Source organism: Bradyrhizobium sp. CCBAU 53338 (assembly GCF_015291665.1).
Lineage (GTDB): Bacteria > Pseudomonadota > Alphaproteobacteria > Rhizobiales > Xanthobacteraceae > Bradyrhizobium.
Genome location: NZ_CP030048.1, coordinates 1,660,838 through 1,680,482, shown reverse-complemented (window position 1 = coordinate 1,680,482; position 19,645 = coordinate 1,660,838). Strand labels below are relative to the sequence as shown.

The window sequence follows — 19,645 nt, the reverse complement described above, 5'->3', positions numbered from 1 at the left end:
CCGATGTTTTCGATCATGCCGCATCGCGGCCGAGCGAAGGCTATGCAAGATTGACGCAGATCGATCCAATTCAGGTATGGATCAATGCCGAACGCAGATTGATGGCTGCGCAGCAAAAAGCTGCGGGACCGAGATCCCGCAGCTCTTTCATTTCATCGATAGAGCGGATCAGCGCGACGGCGCGACGCTCAGCTGTCCGCTCGCCGCCTCGACATCGCGCGAGGGCCGCAGTGCGAAGGCCCCGTCGCCGAGCAGCGCCTGCGCGACCAGCGCGATCGCCCAGAACGCGGGAAATTCCCAGCCACCCTTCGGGTTGGTGAAGAAAAAGCCGGCCGCACCATGCACCGTGAAGATCGCGCCAAGCAGGACGGGAATGCCGGCCAGCGCGGCATAGCGGGTCCAGACGCCGAGGATCAGGGCAATACCGCTGAGAACTTCCACAGTCATCACGAGATAGGCGAGTTCAGGCGGGAAGCCGAGGCTGCCGAAGAACTTTGCAGTCCCGGCGGGCGTGAAAACGAACAGTTTCAAGCTGGCATGGGCCAGGAACAGCGCCCCCAGGGTCACGCGCAGCACCAGCGCGGCGTAGGGAGCGGTACGGGAATCGATCATAGCGGTCTCCATTGTTGGCCGATCAATGATCTATTCTCAGGGGAATGATAATCTGCTATTTTGGAAATATACCTCACACCATTAGAGTGAGATAGATGCTTGACCGCCTGACCAGCCTGGAAGTCTTCGCCAAGGTCGCGGCAAACGGCAGCCTGTCCGGCGCCGCCCGGGCGATGGGGCTGTCGCAAACCATGGTGACCAAGCACGTCGCCTCGCTGGAGTTGCGGCTTGGCGTCAAACTGTTCCACCGCACCACGCGGCGGCTGTCGATCACCGAGGCCGGTCGACTCTATCTTGAATCCTCCGAGCGGATTCTCGCCGACATGGAGACGGCCGATGCCGCGGTCGCGCGCGAGCGCGTCGAGCCGCGCGGTTCGTTGCGGGTCAACGTGCCCGTCGTGTTCGGCACGCGCCAGATCGCGCCACTGATTGCGGACTTCTCGGAGCGCCATCCTGAGGTCACGATCGAGCTTGGCCTCAATGATCGCCTCGTCGATCTCGCCGAGGAAGGGTGGGACCTCGCCATCCGTATCGGACGCTTACGCGACTCCAGCATGGTGGCGCGAAAGCTGGCGCCGAACCGCCTCGTCGTCTGCGCCGCGCCTTCCTATCTCGCGAAGCACGGTACGCCGCGCAGCGTGGCCGACCTCGCCGCACATAATTGCCTTGGCTACACGCTCTCGCAGCAGGCAAGCGCGGCGGAATGGCTGTTCGGCGCGGACGGCGAGATCCGTGTTCAAGTCTCCGGCAATCTGCGTGCCAACAATGGCGATGCGCTGCGCGCGGCAACACTGGCCGGCCTTGGCCTTGCACGTCAGCCGACATTCATCGTCGCCGATGACTTGCGCGCCGGCACGCTGGTTGCGCTGCCGCTCGACCAGCCGGAGATGCAATCCTCCGCGGTGCATGCGGTCTACCTGCCCGATCGACGGCCGCCGGCGAAGGTGCGCGCCTTCATCGATTTCCTCGCCGCACGCTTTGCACCTGTTACACCCTGGGACCGCGGACTATTCTGACATCGCACGGCGCAACGCGTCGGCTCAGGCAGGGCCCCTGCCCCATTTTGCCGCACGCCTAAAGCACGACGAATGGTCATCGCGCTTTAGGTTGTTGTTTAGGCACGAACTTTGGAAAACCGCAGCACACTTTGCCGGATCATGCTCGAGCGTGAGCTAGCGCACAGACAGGGCAATGGCAGACGACTAGAAAAGGTGACATCCTCGCGCCATTGCCGATGGAGGTGACGCCATGCGCCGTCCAGTCCTTTGCAATCTGATCTTTGCCTCCGGCCTCCTTGCCTTCGCCCAGTTGATGACACCGACCCAGGCCGCGGCCGAAGCGCGGCTTGCGCTGGTGATCGGCCAGTCAGCCTATCGCACGGTGCCGGAACTGCCCAACGCCGCCAATGACGCCAGGGGCATGGCCGAACTGCTCGGCAATGCCGGCTTCGCCGTCACCGCGGCGCCGAACCTCGCGCAGAACGAGATGCGTCAGGCGATCTCGGATTTCGCCGGCAAGGTCGGCACCAGCGGCGCCGACACCGTCGCGCTGGTGTTCTACGCCGGCCACGGTCTTCAGATCGACGGCGAGAACTATCTCGTACCCGTCGATCTCGATCCCAAGCGCGAGGCCGACATTCCGTTGCAGGGTGTGCGGCTGAACGATCTGCTCAACACGCTCGGCGCGCTGCCGACGCGAGCGCGCATCTTCATGCTCGATGCCTGCCGTAACAATCCGTTCCCGGCACTCAGCGGTGCGGGCCACGGGCTGGCCATCGTCGACACCAAGGCCGGCGCGCCGGGCTCTTTCATCTCGTACTCGACCTCGCCCGGTGCGGAAGCCGAGGACGGCAATGGCGCCGACAGCCCCTACACCACGGCAGCGCTGACCGTCGCCAAGCAACCGAACTTGCCGATCGAGGAAGTGTTCAAGCGCATCCGCATCGCGGTGGCGCAATCCACCGATGGTCGGCAGATCCCCTGGGAAAGCTCGTCGCTGACGAGCGACTTCAAATTCTTCGGCGACGGCAGCGGCGGTCAGCCGTCTGCTCCGGGTGCGAATTCGATGGCGCTCGCCAGCGCCACGCGCGGCGTCGAGGACTGGCGCAAGGATCTGCAGGGCAAGGACGCCAAGACCGCCTATGATCTCGTGATCGCCGACGACACCGTCCCTGCGTATCAAGCCTATATCGAGCTTTACGCGCAGGACGTCCGCACGCCACGCCTGCGCTCGGTGCTGGAGCGCCGGCGCCAGATGCTGGCCTGGGACCGTGCGGTGGCGATCAACACCCGCGCCTCCTTCGAGGCTTACCTGGCGAACTGGGACAACAGCGACCTCGCCGCGACTGCGCGCCGGCTGCTGCTCCGTGTTCAGAACCGCAATTATGCCCTGCCGGTTGCCGCCGCTGCAGTGCCGGTCGCCGTCGCCATGGCGCCGACCTGTCCGTGCTCTGCACCCACGCCGCCGGCGACGCCCATCAACCCGGCGGTTGCGCCCGTGATCAAGAAGCGCGTCGACGACACACCGCCCAAGCGCAAGGTCGTCAACACGCCGCCGAAACGCCGGCCGCCGCCTGACGAAGTCGTCGTCGAGCACGCGCCGCCTCCCGGCCCGCCCCCCGGCGCGGTGATGCAAGGCATCGGCATCGGGATTGGCATCGGCATGGGCATGGGCGGCGGAGGCCGTGGCGGCGATTATCACAACGATCGCGGCAGATACTGAGACCGCCGCACTGCGATAGAGACCAGTGTCCGCAAGCGTCGCTTGCGGACATTTCTGTTGATGGCGGAGCTCTGGCATCATCTGCCGCCCTCGAACGCGGAAATGCTGTAGTCTGATCGACCGACACGCGCTTTCGGGGATTCGACATCGATGCCAAACGACGCTCAAACCAAAGGCTCATGGCCGCTGTTCGGCTCGCTCGCGTCCTTTGCCCTGCCCGGCGATCTCATGGCGGGGCTGACCCTCGCGGCCATTGCGATCCCCGAGCAGATGGCGACCGCGCGGCTCGGCGGCTTCGCACCGCAGATCGGCTTCTTCGCCTTCGTGGCGGGCTCGCTCGGCTTTGCTCTGCTCGGCGGCAACCGCTTCCTGTCCTGCGGCGCCGATTCCACGATCACGCCGATTTTCGCCGGCGGGCTTGCCGCAGTGGCAACTGCCGGCTCACCTGAATATCAGGGCCTCGCGATCGCGCTCGCCTTGATGGTCGGTGCGATGATGCTCGCCGGCGGCGCGTTTCGGCTCGGCGGCATCGCGAACCTCTTGTCGATGCCGGTGATGGTCGGCTTCCTTGCCGGCATCTCCGTCCACATCATCGTATCGCAATTGCCGGGCGTGCTGGGGCTGGAATCGCCTGGCGGCCCGACGCTCGATCGCATCGGCGTGCTCGCGAGCGAGATCGGCCGCACCAATCCGATCACGTTCTGCATCGGCTTCGGCGTACTCGCTGTGGTCTTCATCTCCGAGAAGATCAGCGCCAAAATTCCGGGCGCGCTGATCGGGCTCGTCGCCGCGACGCTGGCCACGATCGCACTCGGTCTCGAGAGCAAGGGCGTCAGCGTCGTCGGCACAGTGCCGGGCACGCTGCCGCGACCGACCTTCCCCGCGCTTGCACCCGAGCTCTGGGTGCGGCTGGTGCCGCTCGCCTTCGTGGTGACGGTGGTGGTGATGGTGCAGACGGCGGCCACCACGCGATCCTTCCCGTCCGATCCCGACAAGCCCGCCGATGTCGATCGCGACTTCCTCGGCGCCGGCGCCGGCAGCGTGCTGTCGGGCCTGTTCGGTGCGTTTCCGGTCAATGCCAGCCCGCCGCGCACGGGTATCGTCGCCGAGACCGGCGGACAGTCGCAGCTCGCGGGCCTTGCGGCAGCGGCGATCGTGCTGCTGCTGCTCGCGTTCGGAACGGGGCTGCTGCGCCATGTGCCTGACGCGGCACTCGGCGGCATCCTGCTGTTCGTCGCCTTGCGGATCATCCGCACCAGGCAGATCGTCACGATCTACCGCCAGTCCTTCAGCGAATTCCTGTTGATCGTCGCCACCGCCGCACTGATCATCGTGCTGCCGATCCAGCAGGGCGCCTTCCTCGGAATCGTGCTGTCGCTGCTGCACGGCATCTGGAGCACGACGCGCGCACGTCTCGTCGAGTTCGAGCGCGTGCCGGGCACCACGATCTGGTGGCCGGCGCATCCGCACATTACCGGTGAGCGCGTCGCGGGCGTTGCCGTGATCGGGCTGCAAGCACCGCTGTCCTTCCTCAACGCGCCGGGCTTCCGCAGCGACGTGACCAAGGTGCTGAGCACGACGACGCCGCAACTCCTGATTCTGGAAGCAAGCGGCATGGTCGAGATCGACTTCACGGCCGCGCAGATACTGCTCGAGGTCTTCAAGGTATGTAACGCACAAGGCATCACGGTCGCGCTGGCTCGGCTGGAATCGGTACGCGCGCAGGACGCGTTCGAGCGCTTCGAATTGTTCGATGTCCTGCCGAAGGAGCACGTCTTCCACAGCGTGGACGAGGCCGTACACCGGCTGGCGAAGTAACCGCCGTTACTGAACCAGCGCCGGATGATCCCGCTGCGCCGTTTCGCGGATCCAGCTGGCATGGATCGCGCGGAACAGGATCTGCGCGGTCTTGAGGTCGTTCGCCATCATGCAGAGATCGACGATGCGACGCACCGCGTCGTCGCGCATCAGGCTGTCGGAGATCTTCATCGCGATCTCCATCGCGACTTTTGCCGCACGCTCATAGCGCGCACTGTCGTGCTTGTCGTTTCGGGCACGTCCGGCGGCGCTCTGGGCCGCGGCGTCACAGATGGCCCGGATTCGCGCGGCGGCCTCGATGTCGCCGAGCGGCCATTCGATCGCTTCATCCCAGATGTCCGCCGCCTTCCGCTTCGCGAACCACTTCATCGCCCACCACCCGCGGTCTTCCGGCCGCCGATCTGCCGCGCTTCAGGCTCAACTCAGCATAGAGAGACCAATCGAGATCGGCGAGACGATTTTTACGTCACGATCTTTCGCTGGGCGCATTCAGGATGTTCGACGCGGTCCAATGGCCTCGAACTGCGCCTTCTGCTCGTCGCTCAGCGTGCCGTAGAAATCCTCCAGCGCCGCGCGAACCGACTTGACGCCGTCGAGCATGACATCGAGCCGCTTGCGGACCGCGGCCATGCGCGCCGGCGGCGTCATTACGTCGCCCGGCTGACACGCCGCCTTCAGCGATGCGCCGACCTTGGCGCTGGTATCCTGAAGCACTTGCAGCGCTGCGCGCTGGGTATCGTCGGGACGAAGCCTCGCCTCGATGTCGGCGCCGGGCCAGTCGAGCGCAGCGGGCGCACCGCAGTTCTGGACCAGCGACGCCCCGGCGTTGCCCGAAGCCGTCGCGCGCCGCTGGTCGTCGGCCAGCGCATTGAAGCGCGCCTTCTGCTCGTCGGTGAGTGAGTCATAGAATTTATCGAGGGCCGGTTGAACGAGATCGACGGCCTTCTCCATCGCCTCGATGCGCAGCTGCATCGCCGCCAGCCGGCCGGGCGCCGTCGCCGCGACTTGCGTCGGACAGGAAGCGCGGATCATCCCGGCCGCATCGGTCGAGGCATTGCCGAGTTCGTCGAGGCTTGCACCCTGCGCGTCGGTCGGCTGCACCGCGGCGGCAATCTGGTCGATCGGCAGACCGACGATCTCGCGGCGATCACTGCCGCAAAGCTGATCCAGCGCAACGCCGCGCGCTTGCCGACGTCCCTGCGGTCGCGGCGGCAGATAGGCCGACAAACCATCATAGCCATAGGGCCCGAACAGGCCGGCATAGATGTCCTGAAAGCCGTAGCCCCAGAAGCCGAGCCCGTCGCCCCAGATCGTGTAGTCGTAGAGGTCATTGTAGGCGAACGGCCAGAATAGCGGTCCGACCCAGCCGTAACCGCCTCCTGCATGTTGCCACCATCCGCTGCTCGCACCATGCCAGCCGGCGAGTGCTGCCGCCGCTGCGATCTGGGCGCGCGCCGCGGGATTGCTGATCAGGCGACCGTTGCGGAAGGCACTGGAACGCGGATTGAGCGCGTTGCGGAAATTCGCCGGGCGGACGGCCGCATTGCGGATCTGACCGAAGTTCGGACCGCCATGTCGAGCGCCGACCGCAAAGCGAGGCCCGCCATGATGCCCGCCGCCATGCGCATGCCCACCGCCATGCCCGCCACCATGATGGCCACCGCCATGCCCGCCACCGTGATGACCACCGCCGTGCCCGCCACCGTGACCGCCGCCACCGTGTCCACCTTTGCCAAGAGCAGCACCCGCCAACATGCAGGCGAGCACCATCACGGCGATTCCAGCACTCGGTCGCAACATCGCATCCTCCCGAGAGAAGCCGCGCCATTGAGGCATCGAAAATTGGAACCGGCACGGCCGCGGAAAGTTCCGCGACCGCGACGCCGCCGGCTACGCCTCAGGCACGATCTTGCCGGGGTTGAAGATGTTTTGCGGATCGAGCGCCTTTTTCAGCGCACGCATCGCATCCAGCGCCTCGGGACCAAGCTCGGCCTTGAGGTATTTCTGCTTGCCCTGACCGATGCCGTGCTCGCCGGTGCAGGTTCCGTCCATCGCCTGCGCGCGCTCGACGAGGCGATGCATGAACTCCTCGCCGCGCGCCATCTCGGCAGGGTCGTTGGTGTCGCACACCAGCGAGCAGTGGAAATTGCCGTCGCCGACATGACCGACGATCGGCGACAACAAATTGAGCCGCTTGAGATCTTCCTCGGTCTCGCTGACGCAATCGGCAAGGCGCGAGATCGGCACGCACACGTCGGTCGCGACCACGCCGATGCTGTCGCCGGGCCGCAACGCCTTGACGGACCAGTACGCATCGTGCCGCGCCTGCCAAAGTTTCGTGCGGTCCTCCGGCTTGGTGGTCCAGGAGAAATCACCGCCACCGCACTCCCTGGCGATCTCGCCGAACGCCTTGGACTGCTCGCCGACCTCGATCTCGCTGCCGTGGAATTCCATCAGCAAGAGCGGCGTCTCCGGCAGCGTCAGCTTCGAATAGGCGTTGCAGGCCTTCACCTGCGCAGCGTTGAGCAGTTCGATTCGCGCCACGGGAATGCCCGTCTGGATCGCCAGGATCACCGCCTGACAGGCGCCATGCACGGTCTCGAACGACACCGCGCCGGCCGCGATCGTGTCAGGGATGCCGCGGAGTCGAATGGTCAACTCCGAAATGATGCCGAGCGTACCTTCAGCGCCGACAAACAGATGCGTCAGGTCGTATCCGGCCGACGATTTCTTAGCGCGCGTGCCTGTGGTGATGATCTCGCCGTCGCCGCGAACAACCTTCAAAGCGAGCACGCTGTCGCGCATGGTGCCGTAACGCACCGCGTTGGTGCCGGAGGCGCGAGTCGAGGCCATGCCGCCGAGCGAGGCGTCGGCGCCGGGATCGATCGGAAAGAACAGGCCCTGGTCGCGCAGATGCTCATTGAGCGCCTTGCGGGTGACGCCGGGCTGGATCACGCAGTCGAGGTCCTCGGCATGTACCGCGAGCACCTTGTTCATATCGCGCAAATCGATCGAGATACCGCCTGCGGGCGCGTTGACCTGGCCTTCGAGCGAGGTGCCGGTACCGAACGCGATGACGGGTACGCCGTTTTTCGCGCAGATCCGCACCACGTCCTGGATGTCGGCAGTCTCCTGCGCCATCACCACACCATCAGGCGGCTGGTTGACGATCCAGGTGGTGGTATGGCCGTGCTGCTCGCGGACGGCCTGCGACGTGATGAGACGGTTGCCGAAGCGTGCGGCAAGCTGCTCCAGCGCGCTTGCGAGGGCTTTCGGCGCCGGCCGCGGCGGATTATTGGTGATGGTCGTACCCACGGATCGTCCTCCCGACACTGGAAACCGTGGCAAAGGACATCTCACCGGTCAAGTCAAGCGACCGGACGCATAGCCAGGGAATGAGACATGCCGGAGAGTGCCGCTTCGAAGCCCGCCGAGCCGTTCCGCTCCTCGATCATGCAGATCGAGCCGCAATGGATCGACTACAACGGCCATCTCAACATGGCCTATTACAACGTGATGTTCGACCGGGCGATCGACGAGTTCTGGCTCGAGCTCGGAATTGGGCCGGTCTACAAGAAAGAGCGCCAGGGCTCGACTTTCACCGCCGAATGCCATGTCCGCTATTTGCGCGAAATCCATCTCGGCGATCCCGTGCAGATCCTGGTGTGGCTGCTGGAGGCCGACGACAAGCGGCTGCACACGTTCGAGGAGATGCGCCACGGCAGCGAAGGCTGGCTGTCGGCGACGTCCGAGAACATGTCGCTGCACATGGACATGCACGCACGTCGCGTTGCGGCCTTTCCACCCGATATTCAACGTCGCATCGCAGGCATCGCCAAGGCCCATAGCGCGCTGGCGCGACCCGAGGGCATCGGCCGGAACGTGGCGATGCCCTCGAAGAGATAGCGCTAGATCCTGCGGCCGCGGGCGAGACCGACCACGGCCGAGACCAGGAACAGCACCACCGCGACGAAGAAGATGATCTTGGCGATTTCGATCGACGCGCCGGCAAGGCCGCCAAAGCCCAGGATACCGGCGATCAGTGCGATAACCAGAAACGTCACAACCCAGCTCAGCATGGTCAAAACCTCTGTTTCGATGTCTGTCCGCGATCGGCGCTGAGGCGCCTCACTTGCGGAAACAATCGTCACCTCGGAACATTGGTTCCGGCCGCCAGCCGTTGGAAATTCGCACCGCGCTGAGGAACAAAATCGACCTGCCGCGCGCGTGGAAAACCCAGCCGGGCCGCCCCATATAGGGGCCAATCCCTGTTAAGAAGGCTCCCTTCCGCCACCCCGCGGTGCCATCGTGGGGCCAATGATTCGCATGACCGAGCCGAGCAAGATCACAGGCGTACCCGACCACCAGCCCGCAGCCGGCGGCATCGCCGCGCGTGCACGCGCCTCGGTGGGCCCGAAATATCTGACCGGGCTCAATCCCGAGCAGCGCGAGGCTGTCGAGACGCTGGATGGCCCGGTCCTGGTGCTGGCCGGCGCCGGCACCGGCAAGACGCGCGTGCTGACCACGCGCATCGCCCATATCCTGAGCCAGGGCCGTGCCCGCCCTGCCGAGATCCTGTCGGTGACCTTCACCAACAAGGCCGCGCGCGAGATGAAGCACCGGCTCGGCCAGATGCTCGGCCACGCCGTGGAGGGCATGCCGTGGCTCGGCACCTTCCACTCCATCGGCGGCCGCATCCTGCGCTTCCATGCCGAGCTGGCGCAGCTCAAGTCAAACTTCACCGTGCTCGATGTCGACGACCAGGTGCGGCTCTTGAAACAGCTCCTGCAGGCCGAGAACATCGACGACAAGCGCTGGCCGGCGCGCATGCTGGCCGGCCTGATCGACGGCTGGAAGAACCGCGGCCTGATGCCCTCGCAGGTGCCCTCGGGCGAAGCCGCGATGTTCGCCAACGGCAAGGGCGGCAAGCTCTACGCGAGCTATCAGGAGCGGCTGAAGATCCTCAACGCCGCCGATTTCGGCGATCTCTTGCTGGAGAACATCCGCATCTTCCGCGAGCACCCGGACATCCTGCGGCAGTATCAACAGCGCTTCAAGTTCATCCTGGTCGACGAATATCAGGACACCAACGTCGCACAATATCTGTGGCTGCGGCTGCTGTCGCAGGCGCCTTCTTCTTTCGCCTCTCCCCGCTTGCCGGGAGAGGCCGACGCGCAAAACGCGGGGGGTGAGGGGGACTCCCCGAGCGCCGAGCTTGTCGAGACGGCCCCTCACCCCGACGCTCTCAGCGCGAGCGAAGCTCGTCGCGCCCCCGTGAAGGACGGGGAGAGGGAGAAGAACCACGTCAAGAACATTTGCTGCGTCGGCGACGACGACCAGTCGATCTATGGCTGGCGCGGCGCCGAGGTCGACAACATCCTGCGCTTCGAGCACGATTTTCCGGGCGCCAAGGTCATCCGCCTCGAGCGCAATTATCGCTCGACCGGCCACATCCTCGCCGCCGCCTCGCATCTGATCGCGCACAACGAGGGCCGGCTCGGCAAGACGCTGCGCACCGAGGACCAGGACGGCGAGAAGGTCACGGTCACAGGCTCCTGGGATTCGGAAGAGGAAGCCCGCGGCATCGGCGAGGAGATCGAGCAGATCCAGCGCCAGGGTGCGAAGCTCAACGAGATCGCCATTCTGGTGCGCGCCTCCTACCAGATGCGCGAATTCGAAGACCGTTTCGTCACGCTGGGCCTGCCCTATCGCGTCATCGGCGGCCCGCGCTTCTACGAGCGCGCCGAAATCCGCGACGCGCTGGCGTACTTGCGCGTCATCAATTCGCCGGCCGACGACCTGGCCTTCGAGCGTATCGTCAACGTGCCCAAGCGCGGCCTTGGCGATGCCACCGTGCAGATGCTGCACGACCACGCCCGCAAGCGTCGCATCCCCTTGTTTGAGGCGGCGCGCGCGGTGATCGAGACCGACGAGCTGAAGCCGAAGGCGCGCGGATCCCTGCGCGACGTCGTCGCCCAGTTCGACCGATGGCGCGCCCAGCGCGAGGTCACCGCGCACACGGATCTGGCCCAGATCGTGCTCGACGAGAGCGGCTATACCGAGATGTGGCAGAAGGACCGTTCGGCCGACGCCGCGGGCCGGCTGGAGAACCTGAAAGAGCTCGTGCGCTCGATGGAGGAGTTCGAGAACCTGCAAGGGTTTTTGGAACACATCTCGCTGGTGATGGACCGCGAGGGCGGCGCCGAGGACGATGCGGTGTCTTTGATGACGCTGCACGCGGCCAAAGGTCTCGAATTCGACAACGTGTTCCTGCCGGGCTGGGAGGAAGGCCTGTTCCCGAGCCAGCGTACGCTGGACGAACAGGGCCGCGCCGGCCTGGAGGAGGAGCGCCGGCTCGGCCATGTCGGCCTCACGCGTGCACGGCGGCGCGCGATGATCTATTTCGCGACCAACCGGCGGATTCATGGCACCTGGTCGACCACGATCCCGTCGCGCTTCCTCGACGAATTGCCGGCCGCCAATGTCGAAATCACGGAATCCAAGGGCGGCTCGGCCTGGGGCGGCACCGGCGGCTACGGCGCCTCGCGCTTCGACGATATGGAAGCCTTCGGCTCCACCTATTCGACACCGGGCTGGCAGCGCGCTCAGGCCAATCGCAACCGCGGTGGTGCCCGCAATGGAGGTGGCGGCAGAAGTGGCTTCGAGGAACAGGCCGCGACGTTCTCATCGTCTTCGTCATCCGGTCCTGATTTCGGCAGCTTCTCCTCGCGCCGCCGCGGTCCCCTGACGATCGAAGGCGAACTGGTCGCCAAATCCACCGGCACGACGTCGGAATTCTCGCTCTCCGACCGCGTCTTTCACCAGAAATTCGGCTACGGCCGCGTCACCAAGATCGACGGCAACAAGCTCACCATCGCCTTCGACAAGGCGGGCGAGAAGAAGGTCGTGGACAGCTTTGTGCAGCGGGCGTGATGGCCGTTAGCGTCGCGCTCACTTAACGCCGCGCGCTGCGCTGTAATTTTGTGGTCGGATGATTCTTGGAGAAATGCCGTGCTGACCGCGAGCCGCGATATCATTCGGCGCCTGGAGCGAGAAGGGTGGAAGCTCGCGCGCGTGACCGGGTCACACCATGTGTTCAAAAGCGCTGTCTCGAGCGCTACTATTGTTGTCCCACACCCCAAGAAGGAGTTGGGAAAGGGGCTGGTCCGTGCCATCTACCATCTATAAGGACGCGGGCTGGAAGCCCGACTGAGGTCGAAATGGCTCACTATATTGCCATCATTGAGGACGAAGGCCCCGACCACGCCGTTGGAGTGTGGTTTCCGGATCTGCCCGGCTGCTTCTCGGGCGGCGACGACATCGACGAGGCGATGGAGAATGCGCCGGAGGCGCTTGAGCTCTATGCGCAGGACCTGATTGAGGATGGCCGCCAGCTTCCGCGACCGAGGACGCTGACCGAACTCAAAGCCGATCCAGAGGTTGCTGGGGATCTCAGGAACTACATGGTCGCGCTGATCGAATTGCCGACCCACGCCCACGCTGCGGAGTGAGGACTGGTCGCCGCACCGGCCGGACTCTCGACGGTTCTCCCCCGAACAGCCCTTGACCATGGCGAACTTCCCCGTATCAGATGCAACCATGGTCCGGGGCTCAATCACACTGATCGCGCTTGCATTGGGGATGCCGTCGCTTGCGACGGCGGAGACCATGAGCTTTGGCGATTCGCTCGGCCTGCTGGCCAAGAGCTGCGGCGCCGACATCGTCGCCAATTGCCGCGGCGTCAACCCGGACTCGACGCGCCTGAAGGAATGCTTGTCCCGCAACCGGGACGCGCTCTCCCAGCAGTGCCAGAGCGACTACCTCACCGCGTTCGACGCGATCCAGAAGCGCATCGCCGCCCGTGTCACGGTCGCGAACGCCTGCCAGCGCGAGATCGTCAAGGTCTGCGGCGGCTCGACCAAGGAGACCAGCAAGTCAATCCCCTGCCTGATCGCGACGCCCAAGGGCATCAGCAACAACTGCCTGAGGGCCGTCGACGAGGCGGGGTATCGATGATGCGCGCAACCGGGCATGTCGCCGCCGGATTCGGCATCGCGCTGGGTCTCGTTCTGCTCGCAGGCACAGCCGGCGCGCAGACGGCGCCGACCCGCGACGACATCGTCGGCAAGCTCAATCATTTCGAGGAGGCGCCCGAACTCGATCTTCCCGCGCTGAAGCAGCAGGTGATGGAGCGAGCCAAGGCCAGGATCAAGAACGATCCGGGTCCGGTCAACCGGCCGCTGATCGCACCTGACCTCGCCAGGCTGCCCGCCTTCAACGCCCAGATCCAGTTCGACGCCGACACCCCGATCATCCAGCCGGAGTCCTATCAGACCGTCGGCCGGATCGCCGACGCGCTGGTTCACACGTCGCTGCTGCCCTACACGTTCCTCATCGTCGGCCACGTCGAATCCAATTCGAAGACGCGCGAGGCCAACGCGATCCTGAGCCAGCGTCGAGCTGACGCCCTCCGCGACGTGCTGGTGAACACGTTCAAGATCTCGACCAAGCGGCTTCAGCCGATCGGCCTCGGCGAGGAGCAGTTCCTCGACCGCGCCAAGCCGACCTCGGCTGTCAACGGCCAGTTGCAAATCCTGACCTTTGCCAAATTGCCCGACGATGCGCCTGCGCGCCCTGCGGCCGCTACCGCGCCTGCGGCAAAAAAGCCTGCCAAGAAGCGTTGAGCGCGCAGCCTTCATACGGGTTGGAACTCGTTGAAGTTCTGACTGATTTGTGACCTGTCTCATAGCGCGACATTGCTGCCTTGCGCGACAATAGCGCCGGTTTGTGCACCGCCCTGTCAGATGCTATAGGCTGTCTTCGCCCTTCCCCGCCCCGTGCCGCACGAGACTGAAATGGCTGGCTATTTTCAACGCCAATTGGCCGACTATGTCGAATACCATCGCGATCCCTGGAATTGCGCGATGCATGTGGTCGGTATTCTCCTGCTCTTCACCGGCGCAACGCTGCCGCTGACGCGGGTCGTATTTCCCATGTTCGGGGTCGAGGTGAGCCTGGCCGTGATTTTGGCCCTGCCGGTCCTGGTATACTGGCTGATGCTGGACGCTGGGGTCGGACTCGGCATCCTCGTGTCGATGATTGTGCTGCTTTGGGTCGCGACCACGATCGGCAACCAGGTCTCGACCGCCATGATGTGGTCGATTTTTGCGGCGCTGATCGGGTTTGGCGTCGCGGCGCAGATCGTCGGCCACAAGGTGTTTGAGGAGCGACAGCCGTCGATGGTCGACCACCCCACGCATTTCCTGCTTGGACCGATGTTCGTCATGGCAAAATTGTTCATTGCACTGGGTTTTCGTCGCGACCTCGCCGCGATTCTCGCGCCTCTTCCGACCAACTCCCTTTCAACCCGATAGCTTTCTCGAAGCGGAACAGCAAAACCTACTTCATGACTCCCGTACTGGTTACCGGTGGCAGCGGTTTCATCGGACAGCATCTCGTCGAAGCGCTCCGCGCCCGTGGGCAGCGGGTACGTGTTCTCGACGTCCGGCCGCCGGCCACAGCGAACACCGACGTCGAGCATGTGCACGGCTCGGTGCTTGACGGTGCCGCCGTCGATGCCGCGCTGTCGGGAGTCGATCAGGTCTATCATCTCGCCGGCCTGCCCGGCATGTGGGTCGCCAACAAGCAGGACTTTCACGACGTCAATTTCCGCGGCACCGAAGTCGTGCTTGGAGCTGCGATGAAGCGCGGTGTGTCGCGCTTCCTGCATTGCTCGACGGAATCGATCCTGTTCCCTTACGCCAACCTCAACGGCGTTGCCGCCGAAGAGGCGCTTCAGCCGGCCGACGCGATGCCCGGCGCTTACACGCGCTCGAAGTCGCTCGCCGAGCATCACGCCGCGAAGGCCGCAGCGAACGGCTTCCCGCTCGTGATCGGCACCCCGACCATGCCGATCGGCGCCGCCGACCACAATCTGACGCCGCCCACCGCAATGCTGTGGTACTTCCTCCAGAAGAAGGTACAGCCGCATCTCGACTTCCCGGTCAACCTCGTCGACGTCCGCGACGTCGCCATGGGCCTCGTGCTGACGATGGAACGCGGCCGCGTCGGCCAGCGCTATATCCTCGGCGGCGATTGCGTCCGGCTTGGCCAGATCCTGCGGATGATGTCGGCGATGAGCGGCCGCCGGCAATATCCCGTCGTCGTCCCCGGCAAGATCGCGGAGCTCTCCGCCATCATGCTGGAATCGATCTCCGATCGCATCACCCATCGTCCGCCCAACGGCACCGCCGAAGGCGTGCGCATCGCGCTCGCCGCGAGCGACCTCTCGATCGGCAAGGCGCGCACCGAGCTCGGCTATGCGCCGCGCCCGATTGAGCCGGTGCTGCGCGAAACCATCACCCATCTGCTCGCCCGCAACGGCCAGCAGCCCTCCGGCGCCATCAAGCATCACGCGCTCTCCTCGCGCGCAGGCTAAGGCCGCCGCCCAAACCAAAGAACCTTCCCGCATGTCCTTCGATTTCAGCAAGCTTCTCTCCGTCGCCTGGGGCGGCTGGACCACGACTTGGCCGACCGAACTCCTGGCCCTGATCTGGCTCGCCTTTCTCGCCAGCTGGGTGGGCGCCTCGTTCTGGCAGGGGCGGACCAAGAAGCAGGTCATGACGCTGGAGTCGCAGCGCTATCGCCTGCCGATCCTGGTCGGCGGCATCCTCTACACGCCGTGGATTGCACAGGTCCTGGGCTGGAAGCCGCTCTGGGTGCTCGGCAACACGGGCATCACCATCGCCGCGGTCCTCTCGGTCGCCGGCATCGCCTTCGCCTGGTGGGGCCGGCTGCATCTGGGTAAATTCTGGTCCAACACCATCACCCACAAGGAAGACCACCGCGTCATCGACACCGGCCCTTACGGCATCGTGCGTCACCCGATCTACACGGGGCTGATCTTCGGCATGCTGGTGACCGGCGTGGCGATCGGCCTGGTGACGACGATCCTCGGCGCCATCCTGATCTCGCTCGGCATGTGGCAGAAGGGCCGGATGGAGGAGGTGTTCCTGTCGAAGGAGCTCGGTGAGGACGCCTACGGCGCTTATTGCCGCCGCGTGCCGATGATCGTTCCGTTCATGTCGCCGCGGTGACGACGGGACGCGAACTGTCCCAGCACCTCCCCATGCAAATTCGATCGGCAGCCATTCCACGGGAATAGACGCCGATCGAGTTCCGCCCCGGTTGACCTTTTGACCGCCAGCCAGTTGGATGCGCGCGCAAAAAAGGCACGACGACGTTCCATCGTGGATCTGGAGAGATCGACGATCAGGCAGAGATTAGTTTCCTGGCCCGCGCGGGGCTTGGTGCGATCCGGACCGTGCCGCAGGGTTCGACAGGGGCTTCTCATGACTTTTTCCAGTATCTTCGCGCAGTTCGTCGCAGTCCTCGGCGGCATTGCGCTGCAATGGCGGAAGCTGACGGGCACCGAAGCCGCGCCGGCCTGGGGACAGGCCCCGGCCATTCCGGAAGCCAAGCCGCAAGGCGCGATCCCGACCCTGAAAATGCCGACCGCGCGCGGCTGGAGCCAAGGCCAGAAGCCGACTGTTGCAGCCGGGCTCAAGGTCAACGCATTCGCGACCGATCTCGATCATCCGCGCTGGATCGAGGTGCTGCCCAATGGCGATGTGCTGATCGCGGAAGCGACGCAGATCGCCGGTCCTCCGCGCAGCGTGTTCCACTACGCGATGCAGGCGACGATGCGGCGCGCCGCAGCGCTCGGCGTGTCCGCCAACCGCATCACGCTGCTCCGCGACAAGGACGGCGACGGTGTCGCTGAAATCCGCGGCGCCTTCATGGACAACCTCAACCAGCCGTTCGGCATGGCGCTGGTCGGCGACACCTTCTATGTCGGCAACACCGACGGCGTGATGGCCTTCCCCTATGTCGCCAACGCCGACAGCATCAAGGCGCCGGGCAAGCGGCTCACGACGTTCAAGCCGAGCGGCCACTGGACGCGCAGCCTGCTCGCCAGCCCCGACGGCAAGAAGCTCTATGCCGGCGTCGGCTCGCTCAGCAACATCGCGGAGATGGGCATGGAGGTCGAGGAAGGCCGCGCCGCGGTCTACGAGCTCGATCTCGTTGCCGGCACGCATCGCATTTTTGGCGCCGGCCTGCGCAACCCTGTTGGCCTCGCATGGGAGCCAACGACAGGTGTGCTCTGGACTGTCGTCAACGAGCGCGACGGCCTCGGCGACGAGACGCCGCCAGACTATCTCACCTCGGTGCGCGACGGCGGCTTCTACGGCTGGCCCTATTGCTACTGGGGCAAGACGGTGGACGACCGCGTGCCGCAGGAGCCGGCGATGGTCGCCAGGGCGCTTCAACCCGATTACGCGCTCGGCGGTCACACCGCTTCGCTCGGCCTGTGCTGGATGCCCGCAGGGACCTTGCCCGGCTTCGGAGACGGCATGGTGATCGGCCAGCATGGCTCGTGGAATCGCAGCAAGTTGTCCGGCTACAAGCTGGTGTTCATCCCGTTCCAGAACGGCAAGCCTTCCGGCCCCGGTCGCGACATCCTGTCGGGCTTTCTGTCCCCGGACGAAAAGGAATCCTACGGCCGCCCGGTTGGCGTCGTCATCGGTCCCGACAAGAAGTCGCTGCTGATGGCCGACGACGTCGGCAACGTGATCTGGCGCGTCACCGGCGCGTAGAGATCACGTCCCCACGCACAGCGTCGCGCGCTGCTTGCGCAGTAGCGCGATCACCGACAGCGCGGTGATCATCCCTGTCTTGGGATTTTCGGACGGGATGTTCTCGATCCCCATCGAGAACCGGGCCGAATCGGCTTCGACCTCGATGCGATGAACATTGCGCGTCACGGTGGGGTCGGCCCAGACCTGGACCTGGGTGCGATCGGGCCCGATGCCCGCCAGCGACAGCGCAACCGCGACGTTGACGTTTGCCGGAAAGCCCTTTACCGCGTCGCGCGCGCTGCCCTCGAACAGCTTGAGCGGCTCGCGCAGATCGTCGATGTCGACCTTGTTCTGAACGATGAATGGTGCGCCCCTCAGCCCGTCGATCGGCTTGCGCGTGACCATCTTCACCGAATGAATGGTGCCGACCGCTGCCGCGTTGACCGCATCCAGCCCGATCAGCGCGCCTGTCGGCACGAGGATCCGACCGCCATTGGCACGGGCGAGATCAATCAGATCGTAGTTGTCGAGCAGCCCGCCGACGCTGACGACGACCGCGGACTTGCCGCGCTTCACCGCCGGCTCGACGATCGCGCGCAACTGGCTGGTCGGCGCACACTCGACCACGATGTCGGCGGCGGCGCCCAGTTGATCGATCGGCATGATCTGCGGCCGACGGCGCAGGCCGCTCAGAAATACCTGATGCTTGGCGGGATCGCGCACCGCCACGGCTGACAGCGTCAGCCCCTCGATGCCCTGATCGAGCGCGGTCGCAACCTTGCTGCCGATCGAGCCCAGCCCCGCGACAGCCACCCGCAATTCGTTCGAGGTTTTCTGATCAGTCATCGTATCCATCTTCCCGCCAAGCCCCATGTCATAGCCGCTCACGCCTCTCGCGCATAGCTGCGCAGGCGCGCTTCCAGCACTGCGAGCATGGCATCACGGGCCGGATCGCGCGACCCGCGCAACCAGGCCGCGGCCAGCGGCAGCCGGCCGACGGGACCGCTCTGCTTCGGACGAAGCGGCACGAAACGCACGCCGGAAACCGCCATCCGCGTGGTCCAGCGCGGCACGATCGCGACGCCGAGCTTGGTCGCCACCAGATTGATGATGGTCTGCTTCTCGTCGGCCACCTGCACGATGCGCGGCGTCAGGCCTGCCTGCTCGAACAGTTTGATGGTGAGATCGTGGCTGTGCGGTCGCGAGCGGCGGTCCGGCACCAGCATCGCCTCGTCGGCGATGTCGGCCAGGGTGATCGACTTGCGCGCCGCCAGCGCATGACGCTGCGGAAACGCCACGATCGCGGTTTCCTGGAGCAGCGGGCGAAACTCGAGCCGCTTGTCCGCCCGGTCGGGCGGACGGACGAAGGCGAGGTCGAGCGCGCCAGTCAGGATCTTTGGCAACAGCCTGATCGTCTTGTCCTCGAGAAGCTGGACCGAAACCTCGGGATGCCCGGCGCGGAAGTCCCGCAGCAGCAGCGGCAGCAGCCCCGCTGCAGCGCTGTCGATGGCGCCGATCCGCAGCCGGCGCGCGGCTCCCGCACGCGAGCGGTTGCGCAGATTGCTCTCGACCGCCTCGACCTTGGCAAGGATGGCGCGGGCATCGCGCAGCAGCGTCGTGCCGTCCTCGGTGAGCGAGACGGCCCGGGTGGTCCGCGCGAACAGCCGCGTCCCCAGATCCTCCTCCAGCAGCCTGATCTGCCGGCCTAGCGCGGACGGCAGCATCTGGAGATGCTGCGCGGCTCGGCCGAAATGCAACTGCTCGGCCGCCGCCACGAAGCATCGGAGCTGATGCAATTCCATGAAAATCCTCTCGTCTCGCTGCAAGAGAATTATATCATTTTTTTGTATAAACCA

Annotated in this window: 20 protein-coding genes; 13 read left to right on the top strand and 7 right to left on the bottom strand. The window is 65.2% G+C overall.

Translation table 11 applies throughout. The features are described 5' to 3' along the window. Nucleotides 1–168: 168 nt before the first annotated feature. Complete coding sequence (locus XH90_RS08050; protein WP_194480198.1) at nucleotides 169–612, bottom strand: DoxX family protein; 444 nt, start codon at nucleotides 610–612, stop codon at nucleotides 169–171. Between the two features lie 95 nt (nucleotides 613–707). Here XH90_RS08050 and XH90_RS08045 point away from each other — a divergent pair, with 95 nt between their 5' ends. From XH90_RS08045 to XH90_RS08035, 3 genes are all read left to right on the top strand, one after another. Continuing rightward, nucleotides 708–1,628 (top strand): LysR family transcriptional regulator, encoded by a 921-nt coding sequence (locus XH90_RS08045; protein ID WP_194480196.1) that lies wholly within the window; start codon nucleotides 708–710, stop codon nucleotides 1,626–1,628. Between the two features lie 232 nt (nucleotides 1,629–1,860). Then, nucleotides 1,861–3,333, top strand: a complete 1,473-nt coding sequence (locus XH90_RS08040; protein WP_194480195.1) for a caspase family protein — start codon at nucleotides 1,861–1,863, stop codon at nucleotides 3,331–3,333. A gap of 150 nt (nucleotides 3,334–3,483) precedes the next feature. Beyond that, entirely contained in the window at nucleotides 3,484–5,151 is a 1,668-nt protein-coding gene (locus XH90_RS08035) for a SulP family inorganic anion transporter (RefSeq protein ID WP_194480193.1), read from the top strand. A gap of 6 nt (nucleotides 5,152–5,157) precedes the next feature. Here the strand turns inward: XH90_RS08035 and XH90_RS08030 are convergent, their stop codons facing one another. From XH90_RS08030 to XH90_RS08020, 3 genes are all read right to left on the bottom strand, one after another. Next, nucleotides 5,158–5,520 carry a hypothetical protein gene (locus tag XH90_RS08030; protein WP_194480191.1) on the bottom strand — a complete coding sequence of 121 codons (363 nt, stop codon included), beginning with the start codon at nucleotides 5,518–5,520 and terminating at the stop codon, nucleotides 5,158–5,160. A 120-nt stretch (nucleotides 5,521–5,640) separates the two neighbouring features. Further along, complete coding sequence (locus XH90_RS08025) at nucleotides 5,641–6,951, bottom strand: Spy/CpxP family protein refolding chaperone (protein ID WP_194480189.1); 1,311 nt, start codon at nucleotides 6,949–6,951, stop codon at nucleotides 5,641–5,643. A gap of 90 nt (nucleotides 6,952–7,041) precedes the next feature. After that, complete coding sequence (locus tag XH90_RS08020) at nucleotides 7,042–8,466, bottom strand: FAD-binding oxidoreductase (protein WP_194480187.1); 1,425 nt, start codon at nucleotides 8,464–8,466, stop codon at nucleotides 7,042–7,044. 87 nt (nucleotides 8,467–8,553) lie between these two features. Here XH90_RS08020 and XH90_RS08015 point away from each other — a divergent pair, with 87 nt between their 5' ends. Further along, nucleotides 8,554–9,057 carry a thioesterase family protein gene (locus tag XH90_RS08015; protein WP_194480185.1) on the top strand — a complete coding sequence of 168 codons (504 nt, stop codon included), beginning with the start codon at nucleotides 8,554–8,556 and terminating at the stop codon, nucleotides 9,055–9,057. 2 nt (nucleotides 9,058–9,059) lie between these two features. On the opposite strand, the gene XH90_RS08010 is transcribed toward XH90_RS08015, so the two are convergent. Beyond that, nucleotides 9,060–9,230 (bottom strand): DUF1328 domain-containing protein, encoded by a 171-nt coding sequence (locus XH90_RS08010; RefSeq protein WP_045006173.1) that lies wholly within the window; start codon nucleotides 9,228–9,230, stop codon nucleotides 9,060–9,062. A gap of 238 nt (nucleotides 9,231–9,468) precedes the next feature. On the opposite strand from XH90_RS08010, the gene XH90_RS08005 reads away from it, so the two are divergent. From XH90_RS08005 to XH90_RS07965, 9 genes are all read left to right on the top strand, one after another. Continuing rightward, nucleotides 9,469–12,084, top strand: coding sequence for an ATP-dependent helicase (locus XH90_RS08005; RefSeq protein WP_194480183.1), 2,616 nt, complete (start codon nucleotides 9,469–9,471; stop codon nucleotides 12,082–12,084). 78 nt (nucleotides 12,085–12,162) lie between these two features. Next, a complete protein-coding gene (locus XH90_RS39755) occupies nucleotides 12,163–12,339 on the top strand; it encodes a type II toxin-antitoxin system HicA family toxin (protein ID WP_194480181.1) in 177 nt (58 codons plus the stop codon). 32 nt (nucleotides 12,340–12,371) lie between these two features. Further along, entirely contained in the window at nucleotides 12,372–12,662 is a 291-nt protein-coding gene (locus XH90_RS07995; protein ID WP_194480179.1) for a type II toxin-antitoxin system HicB family antitoxin, read from the top strand. 88 nt (nucleotides 12,663–12,750) lie between these two features. Continuing rightward, nucleotides 12,751–13,167, top strand: coding sequence for a hypothetical protein (locus tag XH90_RS07990; RefSeq protein ID WP_194480177.1), 417 nt, complete (start codon nucleotides 12,751–12,753; stop codon nucleotides 13,165–13,167). Next, the gene (locus tag XH90_RS07985; RefSeq protein ID WP_194482619.1) at nucleotides 13,167–13,835 is read left to right on the top strand and encodes an OmpA family protein; all 669 of its coding nucleotides are present in this window, start codon (nucleotides 13,167–13,169) and stop codon (nucleotides 13,833–13,835) included. The genes XH90_RS07990 and XH90_RS07985 overlap by 1 nt, the downstream gene beginning before the upstream one ends. Before the next feature lie 171 nt (nucleotides 13,836–14,006). Beyond that, nucleotides 14,007–14,525, top strand: a complete 519-nt coding sequence (locus XH90_RS07980) for a DUF962 domain-containing protein (protein WP_194482618.1) — start codon at nucleotides 14,007–14,009, stop codon at nucleotides 14,523–14,525. A gap of 32 nt (nucleotides 14,526–14,557) precedes the next feature. After that, nucleotides 14,558–15,589 (top strand): NAD-dependent epimerase/dehydratase family protein, encoded by a 1,032-nt coding sequence (locus XH90_RS07975; RefSeq protein ID WP_194480175.1) that lies wholly within the window; start codon nucleotides 14,558–14,560, stop codon nucleotides 15,587–15,589. A 31-nt stretch (nucleotides 15,590–15,620) separates the two neighbouring features. Then, a complete protein-coding gene (locus tag XH90_RS07970) occupies nucleotides 15,621–16,247 on the top strand; it encodes an isoprenylcysteine carboxylmethyltransferase family protein (protein ID WP_194480173.1) in 627 nt (208 codons plus the stop codon). Nucleotides 16,248–16,502: 255 nt separating this feature from the next. Next, nucleotides 16,503–17,807: a sorbosone dehydrogenase family protein gene (locus tag XH90_RS07965; protein WP_194480171.1), complete on the top strand. Its 1,305-nt coding sequence runs from the start codon at nucleotides 16,503–16,505 to the stop codon at nucleotides 17,805–17,807. 3 nt (nucleotides 17,808–17,810) lie between these two features. Here XH90_RS07965 and XH90_RS07960 read toward each other — a convergent pair whose 3' ends face one another. Together XH90_RS07960 and XH90_RS07955 are read right to left on the bottom strand one after the other, a co-directional pair. Next, nucleotides 17,811–18,635: an aspartate dehydrogenase gene (locus tag XH90_RS07960; RefSeq protein ID WP_194480169.1), complete on the bottom strand. Its 825-nt coding sequence runs from the start codon at nucleotides 18,633–18,635 to the stop codon at nucleotides 17,811–17,813. Between the two features lie 38 nt (nucleotides 18,636–18,673). Further along, entirely contained in the window at nucleotides 18,674–19,591 is a 918-nt protein-coding gene (locus XH90_RS07955) for a LysR substrate-binding domain-containing protein (RefSeq protein ID WP_194480168.1), read from the bottom strand. Nucleotides 19,592–19,645: the final 54 nt, after the last annotated feature.

What these genes read in the sequence shown, in the direction of transcription:
- XH90_RS08040 (WP_194480195.1), top strand. Translation starts at nt 1,861, where the DNA reads ATGCGCCGTCCAGTCCTTTGCAATCTGATCTTTGCCTCCGGCCTCCTT.
- XH90_RS08005 (WP_194480183.1), top strand. Translation starts at nt 9,469, where the DNA reads ATGATTCGCATGACCGAGCCGAGCAAGATCACAGGCGTACCCGACCAC.
- XH90_RS07980 (WP_194482618.1), top strand. Translation starts at nt 14,007, where the DNA reads ATGGCTGGCTATTTTCAACGCCAATTGGCCGACTATGTCGAATACCAT.
- XH90_RS07955 (WP_194480168.1), bottom strand. Translation starts at nt 19,591, where the DNA reads ATGGAATTGCATCAGCTCCGATGCTTCGTGGCGGCGGCCGAGCAGTTG.
- XH90_RS07965 (WP_194480171.1), top strand. Translation starts at nt 16,503, where the DNA reads ATGACTTTTTCCAGTATCTTCGCGCAGTTCGTCGCAGTCCTCGGCGGC.
- XH90_RS07960 (WP_194480169.1), bottom strand. Translation starts at nt 18,635, where the DNA reads ATGACTGATCAGAAAACCTCGAACGAATTGCGGGTGGCTGTCGCGGGG.
- XH90_RS07985 (WP_194482619.1), top strand. Translation starts at nt 13,167, where the DNA reads ATGCGCGCAACCGGGCATGTCGCCGCCGGATTCGGCATCGCGCTGGGT.
- XH90_RS08015 (WP_194480185.1), top strand. Translation starts at nt 8,554, where the DNA reads ATGCCGGAGAGTGCCGCTTCGAAGCCCGCCGAGCCGTTCCGCTCCTCG.
- XH90_RS08035 (WP_194480193.1), top strand. Translation starts at nt 3,484, where the DNA reads ATGCCAAACGACGCTCAAACCAAAGGCTCATGGCCGCTGTTCGGCTCG.
- XH90_RS07970 (WP_194480173.1), top strand. Translation starts at nt 15,621, where the DNA reads ATGTCCTTCGATTTCAGCAAGCTTCTCTCCGTCGCCTGGGGCGGCTGG.
- XH90_RS07975 (WP_194480175.1), top strand. Translation starts at nt 14,558, where the DNA reads ATGACTCCCGTACTGGTTACCGGTGGCAGCGGTTTCATCGGACAGCAT.
- XH90_RS07995 (WP_194480179.1), top strand. Translation starts at nt 12,372, where the DNA reads ATGGCTCACTATATTGCCATCATTGAGGACGAAGGCCCCGACCACGCC.
- XH90_RS08050 (WP_194480198.1), bottom strand. Translation starts at nt 612, where the DNA reads ATGATCGATTCCCGTACCGCTCCCTACGCCGCGCTGGTGCTGCGCGTG.
- XH90_RS08025 (WP_194480189.1), bottom strand. Translation starts at nt 6,951, where the DNA reads ATGTTGCGACCGAGTGCTGGAATCGCCGTGATGGTGCTCGCCTGCATG.
- XH90_RS08045 (WP_194480196.1), top strand. Translation starts at nt 708, where the DNA reads ATGCTTGACCGCCTGACCAGCCTGGAAGTCTTCGCCAAGGTCGCGGCA.
- XH90_RS08010 (WP_045006173.1), bottom strand. Translation starts at nt 9,230, where the DNA reads ATGCTGAGCTGGGTTGTGACGTTTCTGGTTATCGCACTGATCGCCGGT.
- XH90_RS07990 (WP_194480177.1), top strand. Translation starts at nt 12,751, where the DNA reads ATGGTCCGGGGCTCAATCACACTGATCGCGCTTGCATTGGGGATGCCG.
- XH90_RS08030 (WP_194480191.1), bottom strand. Translation starts at nt 5,520, where the DNA reads ATGAAGTGGTTCGCGAAGCGGAAGGCGGCGGACATCTGGGATGAAGCG.